We start from the raw sequence: 20,625 nt of genomic DNA, 5'->3' as shown, positions 1-20,625 counted from the left end.
ATGTAAGGTAGGCTTTTAACAGCTTCATACATATGTTTTTGGATAATTATTAACTGGCTATTTCATTAGTGGATAAAGTTATCCGAAATTTAATTTAACTGCTTGGGAGTAATTCATAAATTACCATTCAGCAAAATTCTCCTCAACGAAATTTCCAAAAGATTTCGATAATACTTCTTTATCTCCTGAGTCGTGGTAGTATATTACGACTTCACCATTAGCATTTATTGCTATTGGATTACCTGAACCATCATCAGAAAAAATTAAGCTTTTGTTAATTTCAGGAGAAAACTCATCTCCTTCAAATGATTCTCTGCACCAATTCGTCAAATTAATAATAGTTTCATTACCTATGGATGAACCATTAGAAAAGGCATGAATTGCTATTCCTGCATAACTGCCTCCAAATCGCTTAATAAATTCTTTATAATCATCATCTAGCTTTATTTGAAGTTCTTCCTCTGCTTTCGCAATCTCTTTAAGCGTGGCAGGTATTCCTTTTAATTCAGGATGATTTTCAAGAAAACATTCTATTCTTTTCATCAGTTCTTCTCTCATTTTTCTTTAACTCCTTTTTTATTTAGCCCCGTCATCCAGCTATGTAAACACACCATTTTTATATTTTACAATCATTTGATTATAGAATTTTCCTTGTTCTAGCTTGTCCTGATTTCCAATTAATTACTGCACCAAACTTGACAGGTATTACATGGGTTATATGTGTTATTGATTGAATGATAGATTCATTCGGCACTAGGGTGTCCCACCAAAATATTATTTAATTTTATTTTTTATTATATTGATATAGCCCTGATACGTTCCCTTCTGTTCATCGAACATCCAAACATCCGCTAAATCTATTAAGTTGTTCTCTTCAACATTTACAATCATTCTATCTAATTTACTCTTATGTGCTGAGAGCATTTTCGAACTAATGGATGACAATTTTTCCATCAATTCCATTGAATCAATATCAGCATAGAAAGGTGTGTTCTGTTCATCAATCCTTTCAATAATTTCAAACGTTGCTAAATCAATAAAAACATCTTGTCTAATACAACGAATCAAATCAAAGTTTGATAACTCACACAGACGTTTCCCAGTAATTTCTAAGTACCATACAGGAAGTGACATATCCGAATATTGAGTTGCATTTTGTACTACACCTTCATATTCTTCATTAGTCAAAAACCCTTTTAATGTCATTTTTCTATTAATCATATACATTACTCCAATCACTATTTAGGTGGATACACTCCAACATGGGGGCAAACATATCTTCAATTTTTTTCATCGAAGCGTTTACCTCATTCAACTTAGATGTCGAAATTCATTATCTAAATTAGGATTTTTAACCATCCCTTCCCAACTTCGATTCAAAATCAACAAAACCTTAATATGCGTCAGAAACTTCTTGAGCATGATCATAATAGCCTCCGGTTTTGGAATAGGGTCACCAACTAAGTCCCTCTGTGCTCCTTTTAAATCCATTTAGGTTATATGTGTGTATGTTCTTTCCCGTTGATTCAAAGTAGCCCTCTGACTAGGTGATTTTAATTTTTGCAACATCTAATAAATCATCAACGCTTGGGAATAACCTGCAACGATCACCCGTACCCAATGTTGTAATTTTAAAATCCCTTAATAAAAAATAATCAACTTAAACCATATTTAAACTACTTCTCCCTCTTTATTATCGGTAATTCATAGGCTGTTTTTGTGCTTCATCATGCCGTATATAATGTTTACAAGTCATCTGATTGCCGCAGTAAGGCACTTCCTTTTTATTACACTGACTACTCTATAGAACGCAGTTGAGAAGTTTAGTAAAATAGATCAGCATTTTCTCCATGCTCTTTTTTTAATTGCTCCGCTATTTCTTCAAATGTATATATCTTTGCCTCTTTCTTAGTTCTCTCAACAAGTTGAAACTTTACGTCTAGCTCTGAACTATAACCAGTAGGAATCGTGGGATAGACAGCCATAGGCGTTGAAAACAGCTCATGTTTAATTACAGGGACACCTAATCCTAACTTTTGTCTCACTTTAAATAGATTAATTAGTTCCATAGGTACAAGACCAAAATATAGAAACTCCTCATCTTTCCATTTAGTTCCCGTAACACCGATTCCATTTAAATGATACTCACATAAGCTATCCCAATACTCATCCTCAATTTCATTGAATGAATGATCCCACTCAGCTACAATTCGCTCATAGATACCTAATCCATCACCGTATTGCATGACCTTATCTTTTATAGGATTCGGTATCCCTAGTTTCTCAATTAAGAAATGTATCAAATACGTACTTGGGTATACCTTTTGCTTAATGTATTCCTTATTATTCTTATACTCATCTCTTACTAAATCAGCAGCAGCTTTTGTTAATAGTAGTTCTATTAAATCTATTCTTTCCACATACAACGCATAATTTAATATTGGTGCAATTGGATCAATTAAAGGAAAACTAGCACCTGTATATGAGTAAGCATCGAATTGTGCAGTACGTTCAAAGAATTTCCAGCATTCATCATTACCTTGAAAAAGAAGATTTTTAGCAGCAATATGGTTACAATTAGGCGTTCCAGATAAAGTTTCATAAACAACATTAGTATTTTTCTTCAAATTCCTTTTTTCAGAGAAAAAGGAATAGTCTTCATAGAAATTTTCTTTAGTATCACACTGATTAATAACCTCATCATATCTATATCTCTTCAGTGCTTTTTTAATCAGATTATGTTTAAATTGCGGTTTTATTTGCACTTAATCTTAATTCTCCTTTTATCAACATTTATTTGTACCAATTTATATTTTAAAGTACCTTGAGTTTGTGCATTTCTAAGTTGTCTCATTAAATCATTTTGATACTTCGGCATATTACCCCAGTGTCCGTTTTCATTTTTTATTATTTTTTGAATATTATTTTTTGTCCATGTAGGCATATTTGATTTAGAACTATAACCTCTTCTACTTGATTTGACTTCTATAACATTGAGTTCACCTGTTGCACGATCTATTGCAACTAGATCAAAGCCTTGGTTTGATTTATTTTGTACCGAGCCTAAAACATTAAATCCGTTGCTACTTAGGTATTTAGAAGTGATTTTTTCTCCCCAATCACCTAAATTTTTATTACCAAAATTCATTACTTGACCCGCCGTAAATAAACCAAGAGGATCGAATTGAATATTTGGATTACTTACATATCCATACAAAGTCGGATTCCCACCAGCAAGCCCAATAGGATCTTGTTGTAAATACATTCCCTCACTTGGAGAGTAGTATCGGAATCTGTTGTAATATAATCCGATCTCCATGTCCTCATACTGTCCCTGATACCTAAACGGAATGAAATCCTGCTCACCCGTGAACTCCATCACTCGTCCATAAATATCAAGCTCAGCCGACCAAACCGAATTACCTTCTTCATCATAGGCTTCTACAGGCGTTCCTAGATAGTCACAAATAATACTGTAGTTACCATCATTCGTGATTTTAGCTGAAGGTACAAACCCATCATTAAACACCCATGTGACTAGATTATCAGGTATTTCAGACTTTTTCAGTGAAGAATATTCCTCTAGATCTTCAAATTTATCTGAATCATTCTGCGAGAAATACTCATGCAGAATAATATTCCCATCCCATACAAATTTCATTATCTTTTCGTCGGAACTCTTCTCTATTCGTCTACCTAGCGAGTCATACTTGAAAGTAACTTCTGTGTTGTTAGGCTTGATGACCTTCGACATCATGCCATTACCATAGTACTCGTACTTCCAAGTATCACCATTCTTCTCAACTTTCTCAATCAGATTACCTTCATCATCATAAGAGAAGGTTGCCTCTTTCGTTTCAAGTAATCTGCTGCCGGCACCATAAACACGATCTGTCTTTTCTTTCGTTTCATACAAATTCCCGACATCATCAACACTGCGATGTAAGAAGTCAAATTGATCGCCTTCATTTGACCATACGAGGTTACTGAATTCATCGTAACCATAGGTAACTTTTACACCTGTTAACTCGTTTACCATACTTCGTAAGCGATGATTGACGTCCCAATTATACATGCGTCTTCGTGTATCGCGGTTTTGACTACTTATTCGATGGTGTGTAGGTCTACCTGTAACGTCATACTGCCATTTGCTGATGACATCCCCCAGTAAGATTCTTTCAATTTCTTGGCCAAGTTCATTGTACTGCATTGACGCTGTCCAATTTTTTTGCTCTGAGCGAGAAGCTGTGATTTGCGACACATTCCCCATTTCATTACGAGCGACATCGATTTTTGCGCCTAAGCTACTCGTAATCTGTGAACGGTTGCCTAATTCATCATAGCTACTCGCAATCCAATGGTCATTTTGCCACTCCTTGATCACTTGTCCAGCCGGGTCTCGCTCTAGCTTTACAGCCACATGCTCATTCTCAGTTTCAATTAACGAACCATTTTTGTCATAGCCAAACGTTGCCCATGTTTCATCATAATAATCAGCCCGAATGACATTTCCTAAATTGTCATGCTGATACGCCGTCCAACGATCACCCGGACGTTGAATCCTCTGAACTAATCCTGCCAGACTTCGCTCATACGTTCTTTCCATCTCATCAAAGCCGATTTCCTTGATGATATTCCCTTTCGTATCGCGTTCAAACTGATACGCTTCGCCTTTTTCATTGATGACAGCGTTTAACTGCTCTTCTGTATCATAGGTGAAATTAACTTTCTTTCCACCTTGTTCTCGGGATATTAAACTACAAAGAATGGTGTAATCAAAGGCTACTTCGTATGGTTGTCTTTCGCAAGGGAGTACATGGATAATCAACAGACGTGTTATTATAATAAATTTTAAAAAGAACGAATCCTTTTTTAATGGGAATTCGTTCTTTCATGCTTTCATTATTTATATAAATCCATTCCTCCCCTGCTTTAAAGAATTATTCCTCTTCTATGGTAAAAGTTAGATTAAGCTTATTAAGTACAACAGAAATTTCTTTATTCAACAAATCCCTTTGTAAGCCCGTAATCAAATAACGCATATAAACAACCATGCACCTCCGGTACGATAAATGTATCAAATTGATATGCTCCCCGTTAGGTAGACAGATTAAAAAATAAAATCTGTTTATCAAATGGGGAGTTTTTATGAGGAAGCATTCCTTTTCTAAAGAAGAGAAGTTAGAAATTTTAAAGCTGTATCACGAAGGTCCACTTACATTAAATGAAGTAGCGAAAGTATTTAATGTTCATCGAGATACAATAAAAGATTGACAAAATGATTATCTTCATTTTGGAGAAGAGGGCCTTGAACGATTAAACCAGCATAATAGTTATTCTAAAGAACTAAAATTTGCGGCTGTCCAAGATTACCTTTCGGGCGAATTCTCTTTAAGAGAGGTTGTAAGAAAGTATAGACTTTCTAGTAGATCTGTTTTAAGGAATTGGATTAAAAAGTATACTAGTCATAGTGAATTAAAAGATTCGGGTAAAGGAATGAGCCAAACTATGACCAAAGGAAGAAAAACTACTGTAGAAGAGCGTGTTGAAATTGTAAAAACTTGTATAGCTAATGAGAAAAACTATCAAGAAACAGCGTCAAGATATGAGGTTTCTTACCAACAAGTATACCAATGGGTGAAGAAATATGAGGAAATGGGTGAGTCTGGTTTACTAGATCGACGTGGCCATACAAAGCCAGTAGAAGAATTAACCGCTGAGGATGAGTTACGTTTAAAAATCCAACGTATGGAACGTGAAAATGAACGATTACGTGCAGAAAATCTGTTTTTAAAAAAGTTAGAGGAAATCGAAAGGAGGCATCGTTAAGTAAAATTCGTATTCAAAGTCGTTACATCGCCATTCAGGAATTAGCAAAGAAAGAAGCATTGCCGATCATTGTATTATGTGAGATCGCTGGTGTTTCGCGCGCAGCTTATTATAAATGGTTGAACCGTAAACCATCCCCACAAGAAAGTGAGAATGAACAACTCTTAAAATCGATTCAACTTCTCTATAAACAAGTAGATGGGATTTATGGCTATCGTCGCATTACACTGACAATCAATCGTCAACGTGAGAAAGATAATTTACCAAAAGTGAATAAAAAACGCGTGTACCGTTTAATGCAAATCTGTGGATTGAAATCTGTGATTCGTCGAAAGCGAAAACAATATCGTAAATCAAAGCCAGATTATGTGGCAGAAAATATACTAAATCGTGATTTTATTGCAGATAAACCAAATCAAAAATGGTGTACAGATGTGACCGAATTCAAGTATGGCAATGGGAAGAAAGCTTATTTAAGCGCTATTATTGATTTACATGATAATTTGATTGGAGTCATATATTAGGTCATTCGAATAATAATAAACTCGTTTTTAACACAATGATACCAGCTATACAAGGTTTAAAAAAGGACGAACAGCCACTTATACATAGTGATCGTGGCTATCAATATACATCAAAATTCTTCAAACGGATGATTGAAGATGCTAATATGGTACATAGCATGTCGAGAGTTGGACGTTGTATCGATAACGGACCAATTGAGGCTTTTTAGGGTACGCTAAAAACAGAAAAATACTATCTCAATAAATATGATACATATGAAGCCTTAGAAGCAGCAATTGATACATATATTTCGTTCTACAATTCAGAGCGTTATCAAGAAAAACTAAACGGCTTGAGTCCATTGGAATTTGAGGGCACTGAAAAACTTGCATTTTTTATAAATAAATTCGTTTTAGAGAAAGATAGGGCGCTTCTTGTTCAATTTTGAACAGGAAACGCCCTAATTTTTTACCTTTTTATTACCCTTTTCCATTCAGAAGCTTCAAGATTCTTTTTAAATTGACAGCGAATATCGTCGTTGCTCCCTGAATTTGCATGCCAAATGAACCCGCAGCCGATGCTTGATCGTACCCGTGTTTATTTTTTAACTCACTATTTTTTGCTTCGATTTTATAACGTTCTCGAGCTAAGCGTTTAAATTCTTCTGTTTCTTGAAAAGCTTGTTGGTCTAAATGTTCCTCTGATTTAATGGCAACAGAATAGGTTTTAGTTTTTGCACCTTCTTTAAAACATCCTTCTCGGAGTGGACAGACCTTACATTTTTCAATGTCAAAAAAATAAACCATTCTTGCACTTGCTCCTGGATGCGAATCTGGTTTTTTACTTTTTCTATTTGCTAAATGTCCTGCTGGACATACAAATAAACCTGCATCTTTATTAAAGTCAAATCCTTTTCCGTTTGCTCGCCCATTTTGAGTAATCATTGGATTTAACTTAGAAATCAGTTGAATTCTTTGTTCTTTTGTATAAAGTAAATTGTTTTTCCCTGAATAAGCCGTGTCAGCGATGACTGTTTCAACTTCCATTCCTGTAACTTTACTTTTTTCAATCAGTTCTTGTAGATAATGTCCATCTGATTTTTCACCTGTTGTAACGACTGCTGCTGTAATAATACGTTCATCACTAATTGCTAAATGTGTTTTATAACCAAAGAAAGAACTGTCTGCTGTTTTATGTCCTACTCGTGCATCGGTGTCTGTTGAATAATTTAGATGTTCTTGCGTATCTTCTACAGCTTCTTTTAAAACGTTCAATTTTTCCTTTACAGCTGGTAGATGAGCAATTTGTGGTTTATTTTCAATAATGGCAATCAATCTTTCACAGTAAGTTAATTCATCTTTTACTTCGTTAGAAGTATTCTTCTTTGGAAATTTTTCTTTCATGGATTTATCAAATTGATACACTGCTTTGCGGGTATGTTTTGATTTTTCTTGTAAAAATTCTTTCGGTGATTTTTGGTTATAACGTGCTTTGGTATGTGTTGCGTCCACAATGATTGTTTTACTTTTGATAATGTTCTTTTCGAGTGCGATTTCAACTGTTTTTCCAATGAGCATATCTAATAAACTTACGTCTTGAAGACGAAGTCTGCGGAATTTTGTGAGTGAGCTTGAATCAATCACGTCATCTTCTGGCGCCATACCTAAAAAATACTTGAAAGACATGTCATATTTTGAACGTTCGACAAGGTCTACATCAGATACATTAAAAATGGCTTTTAACAATAAGTACTTAAACATTCGAATCGGAGGAATTGCATTTCTTCCATTATCTAAACAATATTTTGTTTTCAATTCTTCTAAAATGAATGAGAAATCTACTAGTTCGTTAATTTGACGAAGCATATTATCTTTTGGCACGACAATATCATAAATGGCCATATATGGACTTAAATTGAAAGTCTCTTGGTTTGAAATCATTGAGAACACCACCTGCATTTAGTCTCTCAATTATAAATTAAAAAGGCGAGGTATTCGACGATTGAATCGTCGAATACCTCACTAAGTGGAACCAATTGAAGTTTTTCAGTGCCCTCTTGGAATTTAGGGCTCAAGCCGCATAAAGCATTTTTATTATTTCCACTGTCTACTTGACAGGGAGCAGTTCAAAATTTAGTAAAATAGATCAGCATTTTCTCCATGCTCTTTTTTTAATTGCTCCACTATTTCTTCAAATGTATATATCTTTGCATCTTTCATAGTTCTCTCAACAAGTTGAAACTTTACGTCTAGGTCTGAACTATAACCAGTAGGAATCGTGGGATAGACAGCCATAGGCGTTGAAAATAACTCGTGTTTTATTACTGGAACATCTAAACCTAGTTTCTTTCTCACTTTAAATAGATTGATTAGCTCGATTGGAACAAGACCAAAATCTATAAGCTCCTCATCTTTCCATTTGGTTCCCGTAACACCAATTCCATTTAAATGATACTCACACAAGCTATTCCAATACTCATCCTCAATTTCATTGAATGGATGATCCCACTCAGCTACAATCCGCTCATAGATACCTAACCCATCACCGTATTGCATGACCTTATCTTTTACAGGATTCGGTATCCCTAATTTCTCAATTAAGAAATGTATCAAATACGTACTTGGGTATACCTTTTGCTTAATGTAATCCTTGTTATTCTTATACTCATCTCTTTCCAAATCATCAGCAGCTTTTGTTAATAGTAGTTCTATTAAATCTATTCTTTCCACATATAGCGCATAATTTAATAATGGCCCAATTGGATCAATAAAAGGAAAACTACCACCTGCATATCCGTAAGCGAAGAAATGTGCAGTCCGTTCAAAGAATTTCCAACATTCATCATTACCTTGAAAAAGAAGTTTTTTAGCAGCAATATGATTACAATCTGGTGCCCCTTCTAAAACAATATAGAGATTATTGAGATTTTTTTTTAATTTTTTTCCCTTAGTAAAAAAAGAATACCTATAAAAAAAATCTTCATTTGCCTTCTCTCGGTTAATATCGTCGCTATATTTGTACCTTCTTAAAGCCTTTTGTATAAGTTTATGATTGTATTGTTTTACTTGCACTTAATATTTATCCTCCTCTTATCTACATTTATTTGTACTAGTTTATTTTTTAAAGTACCATTCTTCTGTGCATCTTCTATCATTCCCATTAAATCTTTTTGATAATTTGGCATATTACCCCAATGGCCATTAGCATTTCTAGTAATTGTATTTATGTTATTACTTGTCCATGTAGGCATATTTGATTTAGATCTAAAACCTTTTCTACTTGTTTTGACTTCTATAACATTGAGTTCACCTGTTGCTCGTTCTATTGCAACTAGATCAAAGCCTTGGTTTGATATATTTTGGACCGAGCCTAGAACTTTAAATCCGTTGCTTTTCAGGTGTTTAGAAGCAATTTTCTCTCCCCAATCACCTATTTCTTTATTGCCAAATTTCATTACTTGACCTGCTGTAAACAAACCAAAAGGATCAAATTGGATATTCAGATCATTTACATATCCATACAAAGTCGGATTCCCACCAGCAAGCCCAATAGGATCTTGTTGTAAATAAATCCCCTCACTTGGAGAGTAGTATCGGAATCTGTTGTAATACAATCCGATCTCCATGTCCTCATACTGCCCTTGATACCTAAACGGGATGAAATCTCGATCACCAGTGAACTCCATCACTCGTCCGTAGATATCAAGCTCTGCTGACCAAACCCTATTACCTTCATCATCATAGGCTTCAACAGGCGTTCCTAGATAGTCACTAATGATACTGTAATTTCTTTCATTCGTGATTTTAGCTGAAGGTACGAAACCATCATTAAACACCCATGTTACTAAATTGACTGGTATTTCAGATTTACTCTGTGAAGAACACTCCCCTAGGTTTTCAACTTCACATGAATCTTCCTCCGAAAAATACTCATGTAGTATAGTATTTCCATCCCATACGAAACTCATAGTTTTCTCGGTAGAACTCTTCTCTATTCGTCTACCTAGCGTGTCATACTTGAAAGTAACTTCTACCTTGTCTGGTTTTATGACCTTCGACATCATGCCATTGCCATAGTATTCGTACTTCCACGTATCACCATTCTTCTTAACTTTCTGAATCAGATTACCTTCCTCATCATAAGAGAATGTTGCCTCGTTCGTTTCAAGTAATCTGCTTCCGGCACCATAAACACGATCTGTCTTTTCTTTCGTTTCATACAAATTCCCGACATCATCGACACTGCGGTGTAAGAAGTCAAATTGACCGCCTTGATTGGACCAAATGAGGTTACTAAACTCATCATAACCATAGGTAACTTTTACACCTGTTAGCTCATTTACCATGCTTCGTAAACGATGATTGACATCCCAATTATACGCTCGTCTTCGTGTATCACGGTTTTGACTACTTATTCGGTGGTGTGTCGGTCTACCCGTTACATCATATTGCCATTTGCTAATGACATCCCCTGGTAAGATTCTTTCAATCTCTTGACCGAGTTCATTGTACTGCATTGATGCTGTCCAATTTTCTTGCTCTGAGCGAGAGGCTGTGATTTGTGACACATTGCCCATTTCATTACGAGCGACATCGATTTTGGCACCTAAGCTACTCGTAATCTGTGAGCGGTTGCCTAATTCATCATAGCTACTCGCAATCCAATGGTCATTTTGCCACTCCTTGATTATTTGGCCAGATGGGTCTCGCTCCAGTTTTACGGACACATGCTCATTTTCAGTCTCAATTAAAGAACCATTTTTGTCATAGCCAAACGTTTCCCAAGTTTCATCATAATAATCAGCTCGAATGACATTTCCTAGACCATCACGCTGGTAGGCTGTCCAACGATCACCCGGTCGTTGAATTCTCTGAACTAATCCTGCCAGACTTCGCTCATACGTTCTTTCCATCTCATCGAAGCCGATTTCCTTGATGATATTTCCTTTCGTATCGCGTTCAAACTGATACGCTTCGCCTTTTTCATTGATGACAGCGGTTAACTGCTCCTCTGTATCATAGGCGAATTTAACTTTCTTTCCACCTTGTTCTCGAGATATCAAACTGCCAAACATGGTGTAATCAAAGGCTACTTGCGTATGGTTATCTTTCGCCAAAACAATATCGTCATAGGCATTGTACTTTAATTGAACGTCGTTACCATCTGATAGATTTGCACGTACAAGACGATTCAAGTTATCATATCGGAACTTCTCAGTAGCCCCTAGCGGATTGGTCGTTGTTGTGCAGTTACCACGACGGTCATATGCCCATGTCGAACTTGTCCCGTCTGGCAATGTTACTTGACTTAAGTTCAGATCAGCATCATAGGCTAAGCTTACCATATGGCCTTGTGCATTTGTCACCGTTTTAATTAAATATTGCTCATTATACGAAAATTCAGTCTTTGCGCCATCTTCTAAAACGTTTGCCTGTAATGTCCCATCTTCATTATAAATCCACTGACGACTTCCACCCTCTGCATTCACTGCCTGAATCAGCCTATCCTTCTCATCGTACTGAGCGGATACGGTACTGCCATCTGCACGAGTAATCGTCACTGGATTTGTCCACTCATCATAGCTATATGTCGTCACACGACCATCTTCATCTATTTCTTGGAGTAATTCAAAGTCCTCATTATATTGATAGCTAACTTCACTACCATCTGGATGAACAATTTTCGTACAGAGGTTATCTTCGTTGAAATAATAATAACTCTTATTGCCTAAGCTATTCGTAATTTCGTTATAGCCCTCGTGATAAGAAAGCTCATAAGCAAGGACATTGCCATCTCCCCATGTTTTGATGACTCGAGCACCTGTAGTTGGGCCATCATAGCGCCAGAAGAAGCTATTTTTATTGCGATCTATTTTTTGCATCATTAAATGATTAACATATTTTAAATGCGTACTTTGCCCTAACGCATCTTGGATTTCGACTAAATCTTGTCCATCATTGTAAACATAACGAACTAAGACTTCACGGCTCATCTGGTTACGTAAGGCAACTTCTGTCATTCTGCCTACCTCATTAGTCGTAACCTCGAGCACTCTACCAATACTGTCTGTTACTTGAGATAGGAAACCTTTAAGGTTATAGGCAAATTGAATATGATGCTCTTGCTCATTTTTCACTTCTTTTAATCGGTATTTCGTCTCTGTTGTTTGTTCAAATACATAAATCAATCGTGTATCATGCTCAAATAAATGATACCCCTCACCTGTATTTGTTAAGGTCATTCTTTCTTGTTTGTTAAAATAAGACAAGTTTATTGGTAAAATTGGAAACCCTATCGCGCGACCATCCGTCACAACAATCCCAATCAGGTCTTCTTCTTCAAAAATCTCTAAGGCAAGATCGTATGTAAAGTGCATACCATGACCTGATAAGCCAATCCGGCTACTATCACTGTACCAAACGCGTTCCCATGAAAGGGGGATGGGTCCAGGTAGTTCAAAGTCGATACCTTCATAAATCATACGCCCGGTAATTGTATCAACAGGATCTGAACATGTATTGGAACGTTTTTTACTTTGCCCATTTGTACACTTTTGCTTCTTTGATCCTTTACGATTAAATTTCTTTAGCGCGTCTTTGGCCATATCCTTCATACCATCTAATGCCTTCGACACTCCGAGCAATTCATCCATCGAAGAAATGACTTTATCTGCGGCCGTCTTCACAGCCTTAGATGCTTTGTTAGCTAGTTCCGCTAGTCCCTTTACTGCATCTAACGTTTTAGATATTTTCGGATAAGCTGCCTTCATCCCTTTTAGTAATGCTTTTGATCCATCCATAATCTTATCCGCAGTTTTTACAATTTTTCTCGCTTTATTGGCTTTATAGGCTACTTTTGCGGCATCACCAATTACTGGGATTGCCCCCGCTAAATTCATGGCTGCATCCATGTAATTCCCTCTTGCTAAGCTAATTCCTGCATTCGCAATATCTGCAAATGTACCGATGACAGGAATAAATCCAGCAACATCCAATGCTGCACTTACGCCATCTACTAAACTACTAAACCAGCCTTTCTTCTCTTTCTTCTCTTCTGCCTTTTGCGGGAAGATTAAGTCCACTTTCGTCGTAGCTTCGATTGCTTCTTCATTTAACTTCGGAGGTTGACTCTGCTTCTCTATACCTTCTTGCTCAATGAGCGTACTAATTAATTGTGTATCAGCGGCCATAATTACATGACTTTGTTCCTTGGCTGATATCGCAATCCATTCTTCCGCCTCTACGGCTAGCTCTTTCATACCACTAATTTCGAGTGTTTCATCGGCTGCTAGCATGATGGTACTGTTACTTTGAAATGTTACGCCATCTCCATCATCCATCTTTAAGTCCAATACTCCATCTACTGCACTAAAAGTAATATCACCAACACCTAATGTCACATCTTTCCCAACATTGGTCGCCAATGATTTAACGGTAGTGTCCGCCATTTTCTGCGTCTGCTTTTGCCCGCCCTCTGGTGTGGCTGGATTCACACGCACCGAGCTGATAACGATGGCTTCTTCTTCAACTGCACTCGGAAAATGCAATTGAGCACGCGCACCTATTTGAGGCATTAAATACATAACACCATTGGCATCTGCTGAATAAGCAAACCAATGTGCTTTTGCTTGATCCTGGCTTTTATCTATATCTAAATGAATTTTAACGGTGTTTTGTGTAACATCAATGATCTTTCCTGTAAATGCTGCACCAATGAGGTCTAAATTGCGTGCTAATCGCTGGCGAATACTTTTCTCTGGTTGGGCAGTATATTGAAACTTCAAAACGCCCTCATCAAGATGGGTTTCCCTAGCCGTTACGATATAGGAACTTCCCTTGAATTGCACCAACGTGCCTAGCTCATGGGGTTCCGTGCTTTCAAACTCACAAAAAGTATAATCGGCTTCACTTACATCCGTACCATCATTTTCAGTAATCAATCGATACGCATCGACGTCCATCCGTACTATAGAAGGCAGATGGTCGATCGTTATGCTTTTTCTACTTTGAGGTGTACCAAGCCAAAACCGAGCACCTTTTCCTTTTAAATCAGGAAAAACAACGGCGTGCAAACGGGAGGCCATTCTTTTAATGAATTCCCAATCTGTTTCTAAATATTGAATCGCAATACTACCAATGGCTTGACCGTTAGAAGCTTGGTCGATGTAATCCCCATTAGGATAGGCGCTTACGATGTTTTTTATTAACTGCACGTACGTCATGTTCGCATCTTGAAAAGAACGTGAGCGCTTTGCAATATCCATATTTGCTGTAAATGATACAGCCTCAACGGATACATAGTGCACCCCTTGTGATGCCTGCAACTCCGCATTTTCAATTCTTCCTGAGAACAATATGGCACTGTCTCGTCCAAATTTCACAACAACTTCATCTGTATAATTAACCCGCTGAATATACTTTTGCGCTTGCTCTTCAGCGATCATTCCCGTAAAGTACAACCTCGCATGGTCATTGCCCTTATGTTTGATAGTTAGTTTATCTAAATGAATAAGTGGATAAGGCCATTCGAGCACAAGATCCTCATACGTACTAATCATGTGTACTTCATTTTCTTCTAGCGATTTCATTACTTACCTCCTTTCCATCAACTTTGTCTTTTAAAAACCTTGTTTCGGTATTTCTATTTCCTCTTGCCCATCATGAATAATTTCGATTTTGCCTCCACCTGCTGAGCATTGAGTATGGCAGCGGCTTAATAACGCTTGTTTCCCCTCGACATTGACATTTTCCATACCTTCCATCCAATCAATGGAACATGTTGGCGTACATGGCTTTTGCAACTGTAAACAAACACCAAAGGTTGGGATGTTGTCAGGGTTTCGATCCCCTACATTCATTACGGCTTTCTCTTTAATATAAACGCCATGGTCTTGCGGCAAATTTAAATAATTGAGGTGGCTACCATGTTCACATGAAATGATTGCTCCATGAACGACATAACTAAATTGCTCCTGTTCTGAACCTTCTGTTTCCAAACTTTCTACAACTTGAGCCATTAACTATCCTTCCTTTCGTATCGATTGAACACTGTTTCAAACTACGACAGTGTTTTGGAATGATTTAGGCTTATCATCATAGCGTGTAGTTGATTTCCGTTCCGACTGGGCGCTTTGTTGCTGTCGCTTCGCTTTCGCACAGAGCAAAGCTTCCTGGGGGCGTCCGATGAGCCGCTTCGCTTTGCTCCAGGGTCTCGGGCCAACACGATGTTGGTCACGAAGGTGTTATCACAGGATGTGATGGTTTTAGCCTTCGTTCCCCTATCGCTAATCCCCAAGGAGTCGCCCAGTCTCTACTCCAATCAACTTATATAAATGAACATTAACAAATGTCATCCACAACTTTTGATAATGAGCCATGATTTATTAGAATGATCTATCGTCCTTGTAGTTTTACTCGTTGCAGCTGAATCCCGATATATGGTCGTCGTAGCATACTTTCTGCCACATCTAAATTGACGATGGTGAACGATTCCTTTTTGCCGTCGACTTGAAAAATACAATCCAGTTCCACTTTCTTCGGGTCAATTACGAGCTCCTTTATTTGTCCGTCTGGATAATAAGCCGTCTCATCGGAAATACAGTTCTTCTTTACAATGTCCATAAGCCAATGCACACGCTGTGTTCCTTTCTTCACATCCGTAAAGACAATGGCTGTAAATTCTAAGTTATCCTCATATTTCACCAATAACCCTTTTAAATCATCCGACACGATTCTTCGAGGCTTCTCTAAATAATCCAGATATACCGCATTCTCTTTTTCTATTACTTCCCCGAATACAGATGAACAGACGAAGTTATCATCGAGGTCTGTTTTGAAAGGAATAATTGGATTTGTAATGCTTTGATCTTGCCGAACAATAAAATACTCCATCTTTTCCTCCTGTAACTATCATTTCTGTTGATTTCAAAGTTAATGAATCCAATGAATGTCTTTTATCTGGTCTGGGCTAAATAGACATTTCTCTTGATCTCGTTTAAAAAAGGTAGCTCCTTTTAAATTAGCACCTGTAAAATTAGCGCCTGCGATCTGCGCAAACTCAAATTTTGCATTTTCCAAATTTGCATGACTGAAGTCAGTGCCAAGGTAACACGCAACTTCATCATCAGGAAGCATTAGCGTTTTTCCTTGTGCATGCGTAAAATTAGCGCCTGCTAAATTGGCATTTCGAAAATCAGCATCTTGAATGGCTGCATAGGAAAAATCAACATTCCCTAAGCTACAATCTACAAAACTAGTACCGACGCAAACGCTTTGCTTCAATGAAGCCCCCTCTAAGTCACTGCCATTGAAATTCGCATAAGAAAAGTCCATTTGGTTGAAGTGTTTTTGCTGTAATGGTAGGCTCGAGAAATTTTCAAATGTATAAGATTTATCCGTCTCGTTTTTCTCTAACCATGAGAGAAGATTTTGTTCCTCTCGTTCCCGGTCATCGATGACCCCAACATCTTCACTAAATCCTTTATATTCCCCGACACGAAATCGCAAGCAAACTGCCCGTTGAAAGTCTATTTCAGGCACTCTTTCTTTTTCATAACGGAAGAGATAGCGTACCAATTGAATAATATACTGATGAAACAGAATCACAGTCTGTTGAATAATTCCTCGAACGTCAGCTGCTTGGATAGCGAGATATGGTTTTCTTTCTTTTTCAAGCGTTTTGTGTAAATCTATAATCGCTTCGCTGAGCCATTCCGCTTCATACTGTGCCGTACATTCTCCCCAGTCGTAGTACCATTTTTCTCCATACGCTTCTAGCAAATACGTACACTTGTTATCTAGTAATGATGTTCGTAGCAATGAAAAATGAATAAAGGCAACTGGCGCTAACCTTCCTTGCTCTTGTTGATTTCTAATATTTTCAAACAGCTGCTCAAGTGAAGTAATGATTGGTTGTAGCAAGACTTCCTTCTCTTGGCGAAACTGTCGATCAATCTTCTCTTGTAATCGGCTGACATGAACCGACACGCATTCATCCATAAAATGCTGTAATGCTTCTTCTCGTTTCATGCGTCCACATCCTCACTAATTTGCTCGTACTTCTGTTCCTTTAATCTCCATTTTGTCTTCCATCTTGATTGAACTGTCTTTACAAGTCATCTCTATTTTCTCGCTCGCATTAATCATAATTTGCTTCGCATTGATGGCGACTTTATCTGTTGCTTGTAAGGTAATATTTTTATCACTTATGATGGAGATTCCATTATCATCCATAAGCGAAATCATTAATCCTCCACCAGATATGACAATCCGATCAGGTGCAAGTAGAATTTGTTTACCGTGCTTCGTTCTGAGCGTTTTGACATCTGGATCAGCCATCCTCGCTGGATCTTGGCGACTATCCTCTGGTGGTGCAGGTCTTGATCCGCCGCCACCTCCGCCACCGCCACTAGCACTTCCACCACCGCTTGGACTAGGCGGATTCGTCGCTGCTAACATCGAACCAGATTGTGGAGGCGCTTTTGATACGGAACTAATCGCAATCCCTTCATCCTCACGATTGCCTGGGAAATAGATTCTAACGTTATCAGAGAGCTCTGGCATGAAGTACCAGCCTGTATTATCTTCTGATGCATAGATCGTTGAATACGGAAACCAATACGCTGTATCTTTATCTTGACCTTCGTCGAAATCGACATGAATACGAATTTTATCCCCCGCAACATCAATTACTTTGCCTTGAATGGAGGCACCAATAATAGCTTGATTATAAGTAGTGTGAACACTGAAGCCGTTCTGAGGTGTTAACGTGTAGATGTGCTTGAACAAGCCATCTTTTAAAGTTGAGAAGATTTTATAGACAAATAATTTTTTTGATTGGAACGTCACTTCATTGCCTATTTTGAATAGTTGAAACGATTCTACTTCATAGTACATATAGTCACTATCGGTAATACCGTCGAGATGATTTTTACTGGACACAAGGAAATTGCCGATCGCCTTTTTAACTCGATAATTAATGGCCTCCATTTTCTGCGTACCCCCAGCTTGAAATGGTACGCCGAAGTAAAACTTTGCGGCTGGGTGAACCGTATCTGGCACCAGACCTGTATGGAATCTTGATGCCATACGTTTAAGAAACTCCCAATCTGTCTCTATATATTGCATCGTGAAACGGCCAATAGTAGCGCCCTTTGAGGCATAATCCATGAAATCTGCACCTTTTTGATCGGCAATACATGCATTTATTAATTCACTATAGGGCATACTCGCATTTTGATAGGTTTGGTTTATCTTCTTCACATCTAACACATACGTATGTGAAACGGCTTTAACCTCCAAATAATAGGTACCCAAAACCGATTTCACTTGTACATCTAACGCCAGCCCATTAAAAATAGGAATAGTTTGTCCACCACTACCGATTTGCAATACTTCAATAGCCGTTTCGGCATCGGTCATATATACATAGGAATCTTCGAGTTCATCTGGAATCACGCCCGTTAAATGCAAAGTAGCATGCTCATTCATTTGTTGCGTAATTTCGATTTGATTGACGCGAATATTATAGGGCATCACGATGATATCTTTATACGTTAAGGCTGTTTCCTTATTCATTCGACAACACCTTCTCCATCTAATAATTTGTTTTCAACCAAGATAGATTCCATCATGCCGTAAGCAATGGGTTTCCAAATATTCATCTCTTTTTTCAAACAATTAACCGAGCCCATCGTCACATTTTCGCCTACAATAAACAAAAACATTAAATTATAAATCTTGTTATCTAGTGCTGGCGAAATAAAATCAAAGTAACCAATTTGTAAACCGTTAACTTCATTCATGCCGCTATCCAACATTTTCGTAGTTGGCTGCGTTTTTTGTAGGATGTTCCTCATGGCCTCTGTGAAGTCTTCTAATTCCTCTTCTTTTACCTGTTGTTCCATGATTTTCAGCGTGACATTGATGGACGTACTTTCGCTTGTATAAATATAATCGGGTCTACGACTGGAAGGATATTTAATATCCATTAATTCAGTCTCCATCACGTCAAATGTTGCAGGCATGCACATCCGGATTTGATCCTCATAAAAACTTATTTCTTTAAACTCAATCGTTTCATCTTCAATCATGAGCTGACCATCTTTAATCGCTTTCACAATATCAGTATGTAATAATTGGCTTTCGATGTTCTCCATTCGTTTCTTCTGCCTTGCATGTTTCGTCATCTCGATAACTTTTTCATCCATAAATTTCATTGTTTTCGCTCCTTTGTTTCGATTCTTTTTTCTCTATCTCATAGCCCTGTAATTTTTTGCTTTCCTATTAAGGCTAACTCAGATGACATGATCGAAAATAGCTTCGGCGTTCAAAACGAAATCTTTCCTTCCATGACATGCTGAATCAATGACTGAAATATCCTGCTCATCTATATTGACAAAGCCCTAGGAAATGCTCCTCATACGGTGTTTATCATTCTTATAAAGCCGCTTCCTTGTGAGCTATTTCACGTTGTCCATTTCTTGAACGTTCTTCATCTACAGACCATCAGCTAGTCAACAATCATGCGCTTTGGTCGCCCTTGACTGTGCCCTGTCATACGACCACCACGCTTTGATTCCACTAAAATACGGTTCAAGTATTTATGAATCTGACTATTAGAAAATGTTTGGTAATCAAGCTCTAGTCGATTGCAAATATAGAAATCGATTGCATCTCGTTGAACGCGCTCCTGATTTAAGCACTCTAAAGCAAAAGCGACATCATACGGATTGGCTGGTCGATTTTTTAACAGCTCTCGTGCAAAATATTGCAAAATGATTGGATGATATGTGCTTTTTTGAAAACCTGCATACTGACAGTGAAGATAATTGACCGTATTGTATTCAGTAGCAAAATCAAGAAAATCAATATACTCTGAACGCAGTTTGGCACCCGATTTTAATTTAAAGCGCGCTAACTCTAGCTCATTATGTGCAAGCTCTAGCGAATCATCTAGGACTATCTCTGTTGTATGGTTTCTAAAATCTAATTCATTCACTTCTTCAGCAAAACGTACTTTTACAATCGTTTCGCTTCCTGTCGCCTCATAAGGAAGCTCATAGCTACTATGCAGCATATAGAGCTTTCCATTATGCTTGATAATGCCTTTTGTAATGATGAGGCTTGTATCTGCTACAATAATTCTGGCACCGGAAATAATGCCATTAGAATAATCTTGGAAATATAAATCTAAAAAATCTCTTGGGTAATCTCGCAAATTTTCTAGCATTTCTCGCTTTAAAATGCGGCCTTTTTGAAAATGTGGATATTGATTGGCAAACAAGCTGTCACC

Annotated in this window: 13 protein-coding genes and 1 pseudogene; 1 reads left to right on the top strand and 13 read right to left on the bottom strand. The window is 37.5% G+C overall.

All coding sequences use genetic code 11. The features are described 5' to 3' along the window. Nucleotides 1–120: 120 nt before the first annotated feature. From ACIQ7T_RS08740 to ACIQ7T_RS08725, 4 genes are all read right to left on the bottom strand, one after another. A complete protein-coding gene (locus ACIQ7T_RS08740) occupies nt 121–558 on the bottom strand; it encodes an SMI1/KNR4 family protein (RefSeq protein ID WP_370079755.1) in 438 nt (145 codons plus the stop codon). A 216-nt stretch (nt 559–774) separates the two neighbouring features. After that, nucleotides 775–1,221 (bottom strand): contact-dependent growth inhibition system immunity protein, encoded by a 447-nt coding sequence (locus ACIQ7T_RS08735; protein WP_370079753.1) that lies wholly within the window; start codon nt 1,219–1,221, stop codon nt 775–777. Nucleotides 1,222–1,823: 602 nt separating this feature from the next. Next, a complete protein-coding gene (locus tag ACIQ7T_RS08730; RefSeq protein ID WP_402869800.1) occupies nt 1,824–2,765 on the bottom strand; it encodes a hypothetical protein in 942 nt (313 codons plus the stop codon). Continuing rightward, nucleotides 2,756–4,828, bottom strand: a complete 2,073-nt coding sequence (locus ACIQ7T_RS08725; protein ID WP_402869798.1) for an RHS repeat domain-containing protein — start codon at nt 4,826–4,828, stop codon at nt 2,756–2,758. The genes ACIQ7T_RS08730 and ACIQ7T_RS08725 overlap by 10 nt, the downstream gene beginning before the upstream one ends. 320 nt (nt 4,829–5,148) lie before the next feature. Here ACIQ7T_RS08725 and ACIQ7T_RS08720 point away from each other — a divergent pair. Continuing rightward, nucleotides 5,149–6,703: pseudogene (locus tag ACIQ7T_RS08720) on the top strand (IS3 family transposase); the annotation flags it as partial. A 109-nt stretch (nt 6,704–6,812) separates the two neighbouring features. Here ACIQ7T_RS08720 and ACIQ7T_RS08715 read toward each other — a convergent pair. From ACIQ7T_RS08715 to ACIQ7T_RS08675, 9 genes are all read right to left on the bottom strand, one after another. Beyond that, entirely contained in the window at nt 6,813–8,273 is a 1,461-nt protein-coding gene (locus tag ACIQ7T_RS08715) for an IS1182 family transposase (RefSeq protein WP_402869796.1), read from the bottom strand. Nucleotides 8,274–8,465: 192 nt separating this feature from the next. Next, the gene (locus tag ACIQ7T_RS08710) at nt 8,466–9,404 is read right to left on the bottom strand and encodes a hypothetical protein (protein WP_402869794.1); all 939 of its coding nucleotides are present in this window, start codon (nt 9,402–9,404) and stop codon (nt 8,466–8,468) included. Further along, nucleotides 9,395–14,920, bottom strand: coding sequence for a DUF6531 domain-containing protein (locus ACIQ7T_RS08705; RefSeq protein WP_402869792.1), 5,526 nt, complete (start codon nt 14,918–14,920; stop codon nt 9,395–9,397). The genes ACIQ7T_RS08710 and ACIQ7T_RS08705 overlap by 10 nt, the downstream gene beginning before the upstream one ends. Before the next feature lie 30 nt (nt 14,921–14,950). Beyond that, a complete protein-coding gene (locus ACIQ7T_RS08700; protein ID WP_402869790.1) occupies nt 14,951–15,349 on the bottom strand; it encodes a DUF4280 domain-containing protein in 399 nt (132 codons plus the stop codon). Between the two features lie 376 nt (nt 15,350–15,725). Beyond that, nucleotides 15,726–16,223, bottom strand: coding sequence for a hypothetical protein (locus ACIQ7T_RS08695; protein WP_402869788.1), 498 nt, complete (start codon nt 16,221–16,223; stop codon nt 15,726–15,728). A gap of 39 nt (nt 16,224–16,262) precedes the next feature. Next, complete coding sequence (locus tag ACIQ7T_RS08690; RefSeq protein ID WP_402869786.1) at nt 16,263–17,360, bottom strand: pentapeptide repeat-containing protein; 1,098 nt, start codon at nt 17,358–17,360, stop codon at nt 16,263–16,265. A gap of 15 nt (nt 17,361–17,375) precedes the next feature. Beyond that, nucleotides 17,376–18,908 carry a phage baseplate assembly protein V gene (locus ACIQ7T_RS08685; protein WP_402869784.1) on the bottom strand — a complete coding sequence of 511 codons (1,533 nt, stop codon included), beginning with the start codon at nt 18,906–18,908 and terminating at the stop codon, nt 17,376–17,378. Further along, on the bottom strand, nt 18,905–19,549 hold the full coding sequence (locus tag ACIQ7T_RS08680) for a hypothetical protein (protein WP_402869782.1): 645 nt from the start codon (nt 19,547–19,549) through the stop codon (nt 18,905–18,907). The genes ACIQ7T_RS08685 and ACIQ7T_RS08680 overlap by 4 nt, the downstream gene beginning before the upstream one ends. Nucleotides 19,550–19,842: 293 nt before the next feature. Next, the gene (locus tag ACIQ7T_RS08675) at nt 19,843–20,616 is read right to left on the bottom strand and encodes a DNA and RNA helicase (protein ID WP_402869780.1); all 774 of its coding nucleotides are present in this window, start codon (nt 20,614–20,616) and stop codon (nt 19,843–19,845) included. Between the last annotated feature and the right edge of the window lie 9 nt (nt 20,617–20,625).

Source organism: Lysinibacillus sp. NPDC096212, assembly GCF_044763105.1.
GTDB lineage: Bacteria > Bacillota > Bacilli > Bacillales_A > Planococcaceae > Lysinibacillus.
This window is presented reverse-complemented; position numbering and strand designations above follow the sequence as displayed.